Origin of the sequence: Buttiauxella sp. BIGb0552 (assembly GCF_004366275.1) — a bacterium.
GTDB classification, from domain to species: domain Bacteria; phylum Pseudomonadota; class Gammaproteobacteria; order Enterobacterales; family Enterobacteriaceae; genus Buttiauxella; species Buttiauxella gaviniae.
In genome coordinates this window covers 951,039-963,473 of record NZ_SODY01000001.1, presented here as the reverse complement: position 1 = coordinate 963,473, position 12,435 = coordinate 951,039, and the positions used below count along the sequence as shown (strand labels likewise).

At 50.2% G+C, this 12,435-nt stretch carries 12 protein-coding genes; 4 read left to right on the top strand and 8 right to left on the bottom strand.

Annotated elements, in window-relative coordinates:
• Nucleotides 1–16 precede the first annotated feature (16 nt).
• Nucleotides 17–1,717: a urocanate hydratase gene (gene hutU, locus EDF88_RS04460; RefSeq protein ID WP_134183145.1), complete on the top strand. Its 1,701-nt coding sequence runs from the start codon at nt 17–19 to the stop codon at nt 1,715–1,717.
• A gap of 109 nt (nt 1,718–1,826) precedes the next feature.
• On the opposite strand, the gene yddG is transcribed toward hutU, so the two are convergent.
• On the bottom strand, nt 1,827–2,717 hold the full coding sequence (gene yddG / locus EDF88_RS04455; RefSeq protein WP_134183143.1) for an aromatic amino acid DMT transporter YddG: 891 nt from the start codon (nt 2,715–2,717) through the stop codon (nt 1,827–1,829).
• Between the two features lie 61 nt (nt 2,718–2,778).
• Entirely contained in the window at nt 2,779–3,606 is an 828-nt protein-coding gene (nadE, locus tag EDF88_RS04450; protein WP_134183141.1) for an ammonia-dependent NAD(+) synthetase, read from the bottom strand.
• 274 nt (nt 3,607–3,880) lie between these two features.
• Here nadE and osmE point away from each other — a divergent pair, with 274 nt between their 5' ends.
• The gene (gene osmE, locus EDF88_RS04445) at nt 3,881–4,219 is read left to right on the top strand and encodes an osmotically-inducible lipoprotein OsmE (protein WP_064518222.1); all 339 of its coding nucleotides are present in this window, start codon (nt 3,881–3,883) and stop codon (nt 4,217–4,219) included.
• Between the two features lie 123 nt (nt 4,220–4,342).
• Here osmE and katE read toward each other — a convergent pair whose 3' ends face one another.
• Complete coding sequence (katE, locus tag EDF88_RS04440) at nt 4,343–6,604, bottom strand: catalase HPII (RefSeq protein ID WP_064518223.1); 2,262 nt, start codon at nt 6,602–6,604, stop codon at nt 4,343–4,345.
• 158 nt (nt 6,605–6,762) lie between these two features.
• Here katE and cedA point away from each other — a divergent pair, with 158 nt between their 5' ends.
• A complete protein-coding gene (gene cedA, locus EDF88_RS04435) occupies nt 6,763–7,002 on the top strand; it encodes a cell division activator CedA (protein ID WP_074392080.1) in 240 nt (79 codons plus the stop codon).
• 79 nt (nt 7,003–7,081) lie between these two features.
• Here the strand turns inward: cedA and EDF88_RS04430 are convergent, their stop codons facing one another.
• From EDF88_RS04430 to hxpB, 5 genes are all read right to left on the bottom strand, one after another.
• Nucleotides 7,082–7,768 (bottom strand): tetratricopeptide repeat protein, encoded by a 687-nt coding sequence (locus EDF88_RS04430; RefSeq protein ID WP_064518225.1) that lies wholly within the window; start codon nt 7,766–7,768, stop codon nt 7,082–7,084.
• Nucleotides 7,769–7,901: 133 nt separating this feature from the next.
• Complete coding sequence (locus EDF88_RS04425; protein WP_134183139.1) at nt 7,902–9,293, bottom strand: L-cystine transporter; 1,392 nt, start codon at nt 9,291–9,293, stop codon at nt 7,902–7,904.
• 133 nt (nt 9,294–9,426) lie between these two features.
• Nucleotides 9,427–10,017 carry a metal-dependent hydrolase gene (locus EDF88_RS04420; RefSeq protein ID WP_064518229.1) on the bottom strand — a complete coding sequence of 197 codons (591 nt, stop codon included), beginning with the start codon at nt 10,015–10,017 and terminating at the stop codon, nt 9,427–9,429.
• Nucleotides 10,018–10,130: 113 nt separating this feature from the next.
• Nucleotides 10,131–10,892 carry a 2-dehydro-3-deoxy-D-gluconate 5-dehydrogenase KduD gene (gene kduD / locus EDF88_RS04415; protein WP_064518231.1) on the bottom strand — a complete coding sequence of 254 codons (762 nt, stop codon included), beginning with the start codon at nt 10,890–10,892 and terminating at the stop codon, nt 10,131–10,133.
• Nucleotides 10,893–11,048: 156 nt separating this feature from the next.
• Nucleotides 11,049–11,717 carry a hexitol phosphatase HxpB gene (gene hxpB, locus EDF88_RS04410; RefSeq protein ID WP_064518233.1) on the bottom strand — a complete coding sequence of 223 codons (669 nt, stop codon included), beginning with the start codon at nt 11,715–11,717 and terminating at the stop codon, nt 11,049–11,051.
• 167 nt (nt 11,718–11,884) lie between these two features.
• On the opposite strand from hxpB, the gene EDF88_RS04405 reads away from it, so the two are divergent.
• Complete coding sequence (locus EDF88_RS04405) at nt 11,885–12,421, top strand: YniB family protein (protein WP_064518235.1); 537 nt, start codon at nt 11,885–11,887, stop codon at nt 12,419–12,421.
• Nucleotides 12,422–12,435 lie beyond the last annotated feature (14 nt).

Below are 12,435 nucleotides of genomic sequence, written 5' to 3'. Positions count from 1 at the left end.
GCCGGGAGCCACTACAATGACTGAATCTGTAAAACAGGCGGTAGCCCGCACGGTACGCGCACCGCATGGTACGACATTGCACTGCGAAAACTGGCTGATTGAAGCGGCTTACCGCATGATCCAAAACAACCTCGATCCTGATGTCGCCGAGCGCCCGGAAGATCTGGTGGTGTATGGCGGGATCGGTAAAGCAGCTCGCAACTGGGATTGCTTTGAACAGATCCTTGCCTCGCTGCGTACACTCAAGGCCGATGAAACGTTGCTGGTGCAATCGGGCAAGCCAGTCGGTATTTTCCGCACTCACGCTGATGCTCCGCGCGTGCTGATTGCCAACTCCAACCTCGTACCGCACTGGGCAAACTGGGATCATTTCCATGAGCTCGATAAAGCCGGGCTAATGATGTACGGCCAGATGACCGCGGGTTCGTGGATTTACATCGGCGCGCAAGGCATCGTGCAGGGCACTTTTGAAACCTTCGCCGAGGCTGGTCGTCAGCATTACGGTGGGGATTTGCGTGGCAAATGGATCCTGACTGCTGGGCTGGGCGGTATGGGTGGCGCACAGCCGCTGGCGGGCGTGCTGGCAGGCGCTTCGGTGTTAGCCATCGAGTGCCAGGAGTCGCGCATTGATTTCCGTCTGCGTACTCGTTATCTCGACTATAAAGCGACAACTCTTGATGAAGCGCTGGCAATGATCGAAAAAGCGAACGCGGAGAAAAAAGCGATCTCCGTCGGTCTATTAGGCAACGCCGCCGATCTGCTACCAGAATTGGTTAGACGCGCGAAAGCGGGGGGCATTAAGCCTGATATTGTGACGGATCAGACTTCGGCCCATGATCCGATAAACGGGTATTTGCCGTTGGGCTGGACGCTGGAGCGTTGGCAGAGTGAGCGTGCCTCACAACCGAAAGCCGTGGAAAAAGCCGCGCGATCCTCTATGGCGGTGCACGTTCAGGCGATGCTCGATTTCTGGAAAATGGGTGTCCCGACGGTGGATTATGGTAATAACATCCGCCAGGTGGCGTTTGATGAAGGCGTGGAAAATGCCTTTGATTTCCCGGGCTTTGTTCCGGCCTATATTCGCCCGTTGTTCTGCGAAGGCAAAGGGCCGTTTCGCTGGGTAGCGCTTTCAGGTGACCCTGAAGATATTGCGAAAACCGATGCGAAACTCAAAGAGCTATTCCCGGATAACCAGAACCTGCATCGCTGGTTGGATATGGCGCAGGAGCGTATTGCTTTCCAGGGGCTGCCGGCGCGTATTTGCTGGTTAGGTCTTGGCGAGCGTCATCTTGCTGGGCTGGCGTTTAACGAAATGGTGCGTAACGGCGAGCTGAAAGCACCAATCGTAATTGGTCGTGACCATCTGGATTGTGGTTCTGTGGCTTCGCCAAACCGTGAAACGGAATCCATGAAGGATGGCTCTGATGCGGTTTCCGACTGGCCATTGCTCAACGCGCTGCTAAATACCGCAGGCGGGGCGACCTGGGTGAGTTTGCACCATGGTGGTGGCGTAGGAATGGGCTTCTCGCAACATGCTGGCGTGGTGATTGTAGCCGATGGTACGCTAGAAGCAGCCGTGCGCTTAGGTCGTGTGCTGTGGAATGACCCAGCAACCGGCGTGATGCGCCACGCCGATGCGGGTTATGAGAGTGCCGCTGAATGCGCGAAAGCGCATGATCTGAAATTACCGATGCTACCAATTCATAACGCAAAATAATTCGAGTTGCAGGTAGGCGGCAAGGGAGCAAATCCCCAGGAGCTTACATAAGTAAGTGACTGGGGTTTGTGAGTGCAGCCAACACCGCTGCGGCTCGAAGTATGAAGCGTTAGCTATAACGGCGGGTCGCTAACCAACATAACAATGACCCGCCGACTACCATCATCACACCCTGCCAGAACGCCCAACCCGGATGTAAACCCAACCACAGGCTTGCGATTAATGCCGATAGCACTGGCGTAAAGTACGATGCGGTTGCCAGCAAAGTCATGTTCCCGCGCTGAATGCCGTGATTCCAGGCCGTGTAGGCAACAGCTGTAGAAACACCCATGAACAGGAGTTGTAGTGTCGAAGGCAGCGTAAAGTGAATAGGTGCTTCGCTAACGAAAGCAAATTTAACCCACAACACTACCGCAGTGGCACAAAAGAAAAGAGATACGCCATTTTTCCCACCACTCCAGCGGCGCGTAATATTGCAATACAGTGCCCAGATTAACGCAGCGGCAAAAGCCAGGCCGTATGCCAGCGGGTTATCCAGAATGTTGTGCCACATCTGAATCGGTGACCAGTCACCATCGCCTTTCATCACCTGAATGATGCCCGCCAGTGACAGCGCAAGACCAGGCCAGAGCCATAAATTACTGCGTTGCTGGTTGATAAACAGGGCAAGCAAGATGGTCAGGCTCGGCCATAAATAGTTAATCATTCCCAGTTCTAATGACTGGCTGCGGCTATGCGCAAGCCCGATAGCCAGTGCGAGGAAGATTTCATAAGTGACAAATAGCGCGCCACCAATCCACAAGTAGCGGGGTGGGATTTCACGAATTTTCGGTAAACCACGCGCCAGGCACAGGCAAACTGCGCTGACGGTATAAATCAGTGCGGCACCGCCAACGGGGCCAAAATGTTCGCTGATACTGCGCAATAAACCAACTGAGGTGCTCCAGAGGAGAATGGCCACCAGGCCAAAAGCCGTGGCACGTTTTGCAGAGCTATCCATGTGTATCCAGAACGGAGTAATGTTGGATGACGCGGCGGCCATCCAACATTATTTTCAGAAACTACTGTTTCCAGAAATCATCAAATACGGTGATTGGTGGACGGCGTTTGTGTTCGGTTTTCAGATACCAGCCTTCGATGATTTTGCTGGTGGCATCGTCCAGGGTTTTGCCTTCCAGGTAGTCATCAATTTGCTCGTAGGTTACGCCCAGGGCAGCTTCATCAGGCAGAGAAGGGCGGTTATCTTCAAGATCAGCGGTTGGTGCTTTCTGGTATAAATGTTCCGGGCAGCCCAGTGTTTTAAGCAGCGCTTTCCCCTGGCGCTTGTTAAGACGGAAGATTGGGTTGATATCGGTGCCGCCATCGCCGTATTTGGTGAAGAATCCAGTCACCGCTTCAGCACCATGGTCAGTACCCACAACAACGCCTTTAGTCATGCCAGCGATACTGTATTGTGCTTTCATGCGCTCACGGGCTTTTTCATTGCCACGAATAAAATCGCTCAACTCAATACCTGCTTCACGCAGCGCTTGTTCGCTCGCCAGTACAGCACCTTTGATATTCACGGTTAGCACGCGGTCTGGCTCAATAAAGGTAATGGCATCCTGACAGTCTTGTTCATCGGCCTGCACGCCAAACGGCAAGCGTACGGCGATAAACTGGTAAGTTTCGTCACCGGTTTCATCACGCAGTTCATTGATGGCGAGCTGACAGAGTTTACCGGTAAGGGTTGAATCCTGGCCGCCGCTAATACCCAGCACCAGCGACTTAATAAATGAATATCTTTTCAGGTACGACTTCAGGAAATCAACGCTGACACGAATTTCGTGTTCTGGGTCGATCTGTGGTTTCACTCCTAGTGCCTGAATAATCTCTTGTTGCAGAGCCATTTAACCCTCCGGTGCAATTTACCTGCGTATGCAGGTAGCAAAAGTCAGATTTGTTAAAACTACCCGTTTGTGGTTAAAACGACAAGACTCATGGGAGAGAGGTTGTGCCGTTTGGTGTGATTTAGAGCTATCTGGTACGTTTTGGAGCTAACCTGGTGTTTTGTTTAATAATCCTAAAATTTACTCATTTGGTCTGCTTAGTTGAAAAATGCGCTTTTATATTCCAGGCTTATCTAACACGCATGAGCAATACCCTGAAAAACGAGGATAAAATATGAACAAGACTTTTGCAGGAATTTTAAGTGCAGCAGCGGTTATGACAATGCTTGCCGGTTGTACGGCCTACGATCGTACCAAAGATCAGGTAGCAACACCGGTTGTAAAAGATGTGAAAAAAGGCATGAGCCGTGAGCAAGTTCAACAGGTTGCAGGCAAACCGTCTTCAGAAGTGACCATGATTCACGCACGTGGTACTTGCCAGACTTACATTCTTGGCCAGCGTGATGGGAAAACAGAAACTTATTTCGTAGCGCTTGATGAAACCGGGCATGTGATGAATTCGGGTTATCAGACCTGTGCTGAGTACGATACTGACCCGCAGGTTAAAAAATAATTCCCCGTCATACTTCGAGTTGCAGATGAGTTGACTTTACCCATTAGCCTTTCTGCCACGCGAATTATTTAGGGAAATATTTTGAATAGAAAGCCGTCACTGATGTGACGGCTTTTTTGTGGGTTAAGCAGGAATATGGCTAATTTTATTACTGCGCGACCAAACGCGGTGCGCAGCTAAGAGTTTCAGGAAATCATCGGTAAATGCAGTCGTGACAGTGTCACCTTCTACCACACCTTCCTCACCCTGGTTATTATCGATTCCTAGCTGAGTTTTGAACTGGCGGGCATCACCTGCAAGGCCAATGACCTTTAAGTGTTTATAAGCTTCCAGTAAATAATAAGCTGCGTCACCGTTATTGAGAATTGAAGTGAGATCGCCGCCGGGAACAATCACCGCATCCACTGTGACCGATGGCGAACCGGTAAACGTAGCGGCCACCGGGAGCAGGGAGCCGTCATCAGCGCTTGTTTCACCCATGCGGGAAAACAGTAATTTAGTGTGCACGCCCTGAGCTTTCAGCGCCTTCATCGCTACCAGGACATCCGCAGCATTGGCTTTTTCACTCAGCAAAATAGCCACCACACGGCCTTTCACTGAACCGCTTGGCACGGCATACAGACTTAGGCTTGGATCTTTCTTCAGGCCGTTCACATCTTTTGGCGGCGCAACATGCATCTGTTCATCAGACAGTTCAACTCCGAGATTTTCTGCGACCGGATGGGCAAGGGAAATATCAATATGTGTCAAATGATCCAGTACACGTTCGCGGATATACGGCCTCGCGACTTTGGATAATTCGAAACTAAAGGCACTGATGATGTGCTGCTGTTCCACCGGAGTCTGGCTTTGCCAGAATAGGCGCGGTTGTGAATAATATTCGCCAAACGATGGGCTGCGTTCACGGACTTTATGGCCCTCAATACGCTCCTGGTAACTTTCGAAACCGCCACGTTTTGGCCCTGGAGGTGTTTCACGCGGCCAGTTGTCGTTGATGGAGTTGGGTTCGTAGTTGGCTGGATTGTTGTCGATATCCATGCGATGCATGCCGTCACGCTGGAAGTTGTGATAAGGGCAGGTCGGACGGTTTATCGGAATTTCATGGAAGTTCGGCCCGCCGAGACGGCTGATTTGTGTATCGGTGTAAGAGAACAAACGACCTTGCAACAGCGGGTCGTTACTAAAATCTAATCCTGGAACGATATGGCCCGGATGGAATGCCACTTGTTCATTTTCGGCAAAGAAATTATCCGGGTTACGGTTGAGCGTCATTTTGCCCACCAGATGAACCGGCACCAGCTCTTCGGGGATCAGTTTGGTTGGGTCGAGCAGGTCAAAGTCATATTTAAATTCATCTTCTTCCGGAATTAATTGCAAGCCCAGTTCATATTCCGGGAAGTCACCGGCTTCAATCGATTCCCAAAGGTCGCGGCGGTGGAAATCAGGATCACGTCCGGTCAGTTTTTGCGACTCATCCCACAGCAGAGAAGCTTTACCCGCGGTCGGTTTCCAGTGGAAGCGCACGAAAGTAGCTTTACCTTCTGCGTTAATCATGCGGAAAGTGTGAATCCCAAAACCTTCCATGGTGCGGTAGCTGCGCGGCAGGCCACGGTCAGACATCGCCCAGATGACGTTGTGTAGTGTTTCAGGTTGCAGCGAGACATAGTCCCAGAAGGTGTCGTGCGCGCTGCCACCTTGCGGGATAGCCCAATGTGGCTCAGGCTTCACTGCATGGACAAAGTCCGGGAATTTGTGTGCATCCTGAATGAAAAATACCGGAGTGTTGTTACCGACTAAATCGAAAATGCCTTCTTCAGTGTAGAACTTAGTGGCAAATCCGCGGATATCACGCACTGTATCGGCCGATCCTGCGCCACCTTGCACCGTTGAAAAGCGCACAAATACCGGGGTGATTTTGTCGGGGTCGGAAAGAAAATCTGCTTTGGTCACTTCCGCCATATTTTTGTAGGGCTGGAAATAACCGTGTGCCGCTGATCCGCGCGCATGAACGATACGCTCGGGAATCCGCTCATGGTCAAAGTGGGTGATTTTTTCCCGCAGGATAAAATCTTCCAGAAGCGTAGGCCCACGCGTACCAGCACGCAGCGAGTTCTGGTCATCAGCAATGCGCACGCCCTGATTGGTGGTCAGAGGGTAGTTTTCACCGTTTTTGCGATGCTTATCGAGCAATTTCAATTTTTCGTTGGAGGTGTCCGGGCTTTTATAACTCCCTGCCGCAGTGGGTTGCGCTCCCGGAGGGCTGGGTTCAGTTGAAGGGCGATGAGAGCCATCTTCGGGTGCCAGCGAATCCATACCAGGCTTCGATTCATTGGCGTCATGTATAGGCGCACTGTGATTCAGAGGGTGCTTATCGTTAGTCGACATTGAACTCATCTCCTGTTTTAGTCCTGCTCTAATTGGGCTTCGTATGGCCCAAAACAGCTTTAACTATAGGACAAGGTCATCTCGACGCGAGACTTATGGGACAGTTCTCCGTTATCATAGCGAAGTTGTTCATCAATTTAGTTTTGATTCCATTGCCTATGAAACCTTTACGCCAACCGAATACTCGTCCCGTTCTTACGTACCAACCGCGTGTTGAACCCTCACCACCTTCTCATGCTTTTCGAGTGGATGGGTTTAAGGATGTGTGGCTGCTAAGCAATCGCTACGTGGCTTTTGTGCTGGTAGGAAATGCGTTCCGCCAGTCACCGCCCTTTACCTTACCGGAATCGGCACAACGCTGGGCAATACAGGTCAGACATGAAAATGAGATTTACTGAGAGAAGAACTAGCTCAGAGCTGTTTTAATAGACGTGAGTTTAAAGGCCTGCTGGGTGCAGGCCCTGAACGCTGATTGACTTACCCGCCGTTACTGAGCCGCTCAAACTCTTCACAACCGGTATCAAAGCCTTCCATGCAGCTCAAATTTAACCACTGCAATGCACGCTGTTTATTGACAGCGATAAAACCTTTTTCGCCGTTTAAAAATAACATTCCAGCCCAGTACTCAGCGTATCCGGTGCGGGAGAGTGTAGAGCTGCGTTTAAACCAGAAAGTGGCTTTTTCGTCATCTTGCGCTGTCCCTACACCGTTGGCGTAGATTAACCCCAGGAACATTTGCGCATCGACTGCCGAGTCACTTTCTATATCCTGCGAGGCGCTTTCAAGCAGTTCAATGGCCCTGGTGTAATCGGGTTTACCCGCTTGGGTATTAACGAAAATGCGTGCCAGAGTCACTTTTCCAGACTGGCTGCCTCGTTGTACGGCCTGCTCTGCTAACGATTTAGCCTGTGGGTAATTAGCGGTAGCAGGATCAAGTATTTTGAGTTGAGCCAATAACGCCATGGCGTCGGCATCACCCTGAGCGGCTGATTTTGCAGCCCAGCTTTCTGCCTGCTGATATTCGCCGGCACTAACCAGGGTATCGGCAAGATAGAATTGCGCGCGGCTGTCACCTTCCTGCGCATGTTTCAGGTAAGGGCTATCGACATTTTCTGCCCAGGCGCCAGAGACAAAGAAGAAAAGTAGAATGCAGAGTCGTTTCATTGAGGGAAGAGGTCCGTTGAAGGCGAAAGTATTTTGGCACCCTGATAGGGGCTCTAAGTTATAAATAAAAAAAACGGTTCCCTGTTAAAGGAACCGTTTATTGTCGCAGATTATAAGGTGGTTTTGCTACTGATTAGCGATGCGCCAATTCCGCTTCTTCATCACTATTGAGTAATTCTTTATCCGTCTGCTTCATCAACTGGCTGGTGATAGTACCGGCAGTCATTGAACCGCTAACGTTCAGAGCAGTACGACCCATATCAATAAGTGGCTCAACAGAAATCAGCAATGCTACCAGTGTGACCGGCAAGCCCATGGCTGGCAGAACAATCAGGGCTGCGAAGGTTGCACCGCCACCGACGCCCGCAACACCTGCGGAGCTTACGGTTACGATACCAACCAGAGTTGCAATCCAAATAGGGTCCAGCGGGTTAATCCCGACGGTTGGAGCGACCATCACCGCCAGCATGGCAGGATACAGACCAGCACAACCGTTCTGACCAATGGTGGCACCAAAGGACGCAGCGAAGCTTGCGATGGACTCAGGAACACCCAGACGGCGAGTTTGCGCTTCAACGTTCAATGGAATGCTGGCGGCGCTTGAACGACTGGTGAAGGCAAAAGTCAGTACAGGCCAGACCTTACGGAAGTATTTCAGCGGGCTCACGCCGTTTACGGCCAGCAATACTGCGTGCACGCCGAACATAATTGCCAGACCGAGATAAGACGCAACCACGAAACTACCAAGTTTGATGATGTCTTGCAGGTTTGAACCGGCAACAACTTTGGTCATCAGCGCAAGTACACCATATGGCGTCAATTGCATGACCAGGCGCACCAGCTTCATTACCCAGCTTTGCAGCGTGTCGATAGCCACCAGAACACGTTCACCTTTCGGCGCATCGTCTTTGAGTAATTTCAGTGCGGCGACACCCAGGAAGGCCGCGAAAATCACTACGCTAATGATTGAGGTTGGATTCGCTCCAGTCAAGTCAGCAAACGGGTTTTTCGGCACGAATGACAGAATCAGTTGCGGCACGTTCAGGTCAGCCACTTTGCCCACGTAGGTGGTTTCAATGGTGCTTAGACGAGCGGTTTCAGCTGTACCTTGTACTAAACCTTCAGCCGTCAGGCCGAACAGGTTGGTCACCAACACGCCGACAAGTGCCGAGATCAAAGTGGTAAACAGCAAGGTTCCGATAGTCAGGAAGCTGATTTTCCCCAGTGAAGAGGCATTATGCAAACGAGCTACCGCGCTCAGAATTGAGGCGAACACTAATGGCATGACGATCATTTGCAACAGTTGTACATAACCGTTACCAACGATGTTAAACCACTGGATAGATTGTTTAAGTACCGGGCTGTCTTCGCCATAAATGGTGTGCAGCGCCAGGCCAAATACTACGCCCATTGCTAAACCAAGCAGTACTTTTTTTGCCAGACTCCACTGTTTGTGGCGAGTTTGCGCCAGCAACAACAGCAGAATAACGAACACGATAACGTTCGCTATAAGTGGAAAATTCATCCCCGTATCTCCTGAGTGTTTTTTAAATAGATGGACTGATTGCCATCTTTATTGTGTAAATCGTACCAGAAGCTTAGAACGACACTTATATTCAAAAGGAATTGATTATTACATTTTGATTAGTTTCGTCTAATTATTGTGCTGAATGGTGATTTAAAAGGCTGTTGAAGGTCATTTGCATTGAAATTATCACCTGTGATGACCAACGCACCGCACTGTTATCGGGCAAACTTTGCGGCATCCACACAGCCAGACCAAACAGCGCCATACACAAAACGCGTTCAAGTTGGTTGCCTTTTTGCGGTCTGACAATCGGAAAGCGAAAGCGCAAACGGCATGGCCACAGCAGTGGAACTCCAGCAGGCGTAAGCATATCTGCCAGAATATGGCTCAAATAACCCAACACCATGCCTTGTAACGCATCGGCGGGAATAACCCAGGTTTCAGGGACTTTAAGATAGAACAGTGCAAGGCTTGCAAACACCGCAAACAAACTGTGTGTAAAGCCCCTATGACCGCAGGCACGGGCGATAGGTTTGGAAATCCACGGCAGGCGCTGGCCCAGAAACGACTTTGGATGGTCGATATCTGGTAACAAGCAGGTCAGAATGGCTGACGGCACAATATGCCACCAGTCTCCTTGAGCAAGCACGGGCGTGAGTTCGGCGTTTTTTGCGAAAACTGCGCAGGCAATGGAAAAAAGAAGATGGCCTTCCGCCGTCATGATACTACCTGGATGAAAACTGTCGATTCATACAGTATAGGGATTTTATACAGTAGACGGAAGAGGTGACGGCGTAACATTTTGCTACCGCCGGTTACCCGGCGATAGCGGATTTACCGGGCTAGCCAGCCACCGTCGACTGCAATGGTATATCCGTTGACGTAATCGGACGCGCTTGACGCGAGAAAAACTATTGGGCCTTGTAGATCCGCGGGAGCACCCCATCGGCCGGCTGGAATACGGTCGAGTATTTCCTGGCTGCGCACTTCGTCATCACGCAGTTGTTGAGTATTGTTAGTAGCCATATATCCCGGTGCAATGGCATTCACATTAATACTGTGTTGTGCCCATTCGTTTGCCAGCAGTCGCGTGACACCGAGCACCGCGCTTTTTGATGCCGTATAAGAGGGAACCCGGATACCGCCCTGGAATGACAACATTGAGGCGATATTAATAATTTTCCCGCCACCACCTTGCCTGATGAATTGTTTTGCTACCGCCTGAGAGAGAAAGAACACTGATTTAATGTTCAGGTTCATCACGTCGTCCCAGTTTTTCTCGCTAAATTCAAGGGCGTCTTCGCGGCGAATGGTGCCCGCGTTATTGACCAGAATGTCTATTTTCCCCATTCCCGCCACAGCTTGTTCGATGATGCCCGGAATGACCTCGTGCTGACTTAAATCTGCCTGGATGGCGAGAAAACGTCGCCCCAACGCTTCCACTTTTTGCGCGGTTTCGTGCGGAATTTTGCGGTTCACACTAACGATGTCACAACCAGCCTCAGCAAGGCCGATCGCCATTCCCTGACCCAATCCAGTGTCACAACCTGTGACGATAGCGACTTTACCCTGCAGATTAAAAGCATCGAGAATCATAGTTACCCCGGTATCCGGAAAAGCGCATATGCGCGTGTAAATCAAGAATAGATACGGGATGGGGGAAATTCAAATTAATATGAAATAGTGTTTCAATAATTTTGACGGAGGTATGATTTCGAGAAAGATGCGGGGAGTCCCGCACCTTATAAAAGATTAGCCAAGGAGGTGTTCAGCGCGTAATTCAACCAGTGACGGGAGTTTAACGTTGGCAAGACACCAGCGCACATCATCATGGTTTTCTTCGGCGGGAACCACGATTGAACGCATCCGTGCAGCTTTGGTGGCAATCATTCCATTTACGGAATCTTCAAGTGTCACACAGGTAAGGGGATCGACACCTAATTTTGCTGCGGCATCCAGGTAAACCTGAGGGTGCGGTTTGCTGTAAGACAGGTGTTCAGCTGAGGCGATGGCATCAAACTGGTCACGCAGATCAAACATTTCCAGAACGCGTTCAAGCATATGCAGAGGTGATGCAGAAGCTAAACCTACTTTCAGCCCCTGTGCTTTGCACAATGCAACTGCTTCACGCACACCTGGCAAGAGAGGGCGTTTTTCTTCAACTAAGGAGATGGCTCGGGTAATGACACGGTTGGTCACTTCTTCACGCGTTGGACCATTCCACGGTTGGTGTGAGAACCACAGGTCGACGACCAGATCGATACGCAAGCCGAGCGTATCGGGTAGTTCGCAACGGCGGGAAATATCTACGCCTATGCTTGCCATAACCTCCAGCTCTGCTTCATCCCATAACGGTTCTGAATCAATCAACAAACCGTCCATATCAAAAATTGCAGCTACAATTTGGCGAGTAACAGCCATTTATCGACTCCTGTCATTTATGTATTAAAGATAAGATCTCTAATCAATAGCTGGAATTACCCGAGGATGCCACTGCTTTGTGAAATTCGCCCGTAAAGCTCAGGCGAAATCACACCGGACAAGGTAGACTTTGTGCGTACAAGTTGCGTCTTAACTAAGGGGAACGAATGACGTATCAACAAGCTGGACGCATTGCCGTACTCAAACGTGTGGCTGGCTGGGTAATTTTTATCCCGGCGGTAATTTCTACACTGATTTCGATTTTGAAGTTTATGGATGCACATAGCGAAAAACAGGCAGGCATTAATGCCGTGATGCTGGATTTTGCTCATGTCATGATTGAGATGATGCGTTTCAATACGCCATTTTTAAATTTCTTCTGGTACAACTCGCCTCAACCGGAGTTCCACCAGCAGGCAAACATACTGTTCTGGGTCATCTACGCACTGATATTTGTTGGCCTCGCATTACAGGCATCTGGGGCACGTATGAGCCGCCAGGCGAAGTTTTTGCGTGAAGGTGTGCAAGATCAATTGATTCTGGAACAAGCAAAAGGCCCCGAAGGGTTAACGAAAGCGCAGATCGATGCAAAAATTGTCGTTCCACGACACACGATTTTCCTGCAAATTTTCCCGCTCTATGTTTTACCCATCATCATTATCGTCATCGGCTACTTCTTCTTTTCATTACTGGGTTTCATCTAATAAGACCGCTCTCC

Excerpts from the sequence above, each read along its gene's own strand:
- hutU (WP_134183145.1), top strand. The coding sequence starts at position 17 with ATGACTGAATCTGTAAAACAGGCGGTAGCCCGCACGGTACGCGCACCG.
- yddG (WP_134183143.1), bottom strand. The coding sequence starts at position 2,717 with ATGGATAGCTCTGCAAAACGTGCCACGGCTTTTGGCCTGGTGGCCATT.
- nadE (WP_134183141.1), bottom strand. The coding sequence starts at position 3,606 with ATGGCTCTGCAACAAGAGATTATTCAGGCACTAGGAGTGAAACCACAG.
- osmE (WP_064518222.1), top strand. The coding sequence starts at position 3,881 with ATGAACAAGACTTTTGCAGGAATTTTAAGTGCAGCAGCGGTTATGACA.
- katE (WP_064518223.1), bottom strand. The coding sequence starts at position 6,604 with ATGTCGACTAACGATAAGCACCCTCTGAATCACAGTGCGCCTATACAT.
- cedA (WP_074392080.1), top strand. The coding sequence starts at position 6,763 with ATGAAACCTTTACGCCAACCGAATACTCGTCCCGTTCTTACGTACCAA.
- EDF88_RS04430 (WP_064518225.1), bottom strand. The coding sequence starts at position 7,768 with ATGAAACGACTCTGCATTCTACTTTTCTTCTTTGTCTCTGGCGCCTGG.
- EDF88_RS04425 (WP_134183139.1), bottom strand. The coding sequence starts at position 9,293 with ATGAATTTTCCACTTATAGCGAACGTTATCGTGTTCGTTATTCTGCTG.
- EDF88_RS04420 (WP_064518229.1), bottom strand. The coding sequence starts at position 10,017 with ATGACGGCGGAAGGCCATCTTCTTTTTTCCATTGCCTGCGCAGTTTTC.
- kduD (WP_064518231.1), bottom strand. The coding sequence starts at position 10,892 with ATGATTCTCGATGCTTTTAATCTGCAGGGTAAAGTCGCTATCGTCACA.
- hxpB (WP_064518233.1), bottom strand. The coding sequence starts at position 11,717 with ATGGCTGTTACTCGCCAAATTGTAGCTGCAATTTTTGATATGGACGGT.
- EDF88_RS04405 (WP_064518235.1), top strand. The coding sequence starts at position 11,885 with ATGACGTATCAACAAGCTGGACGCATTGCCGTACTCAAACGTGTGGCT.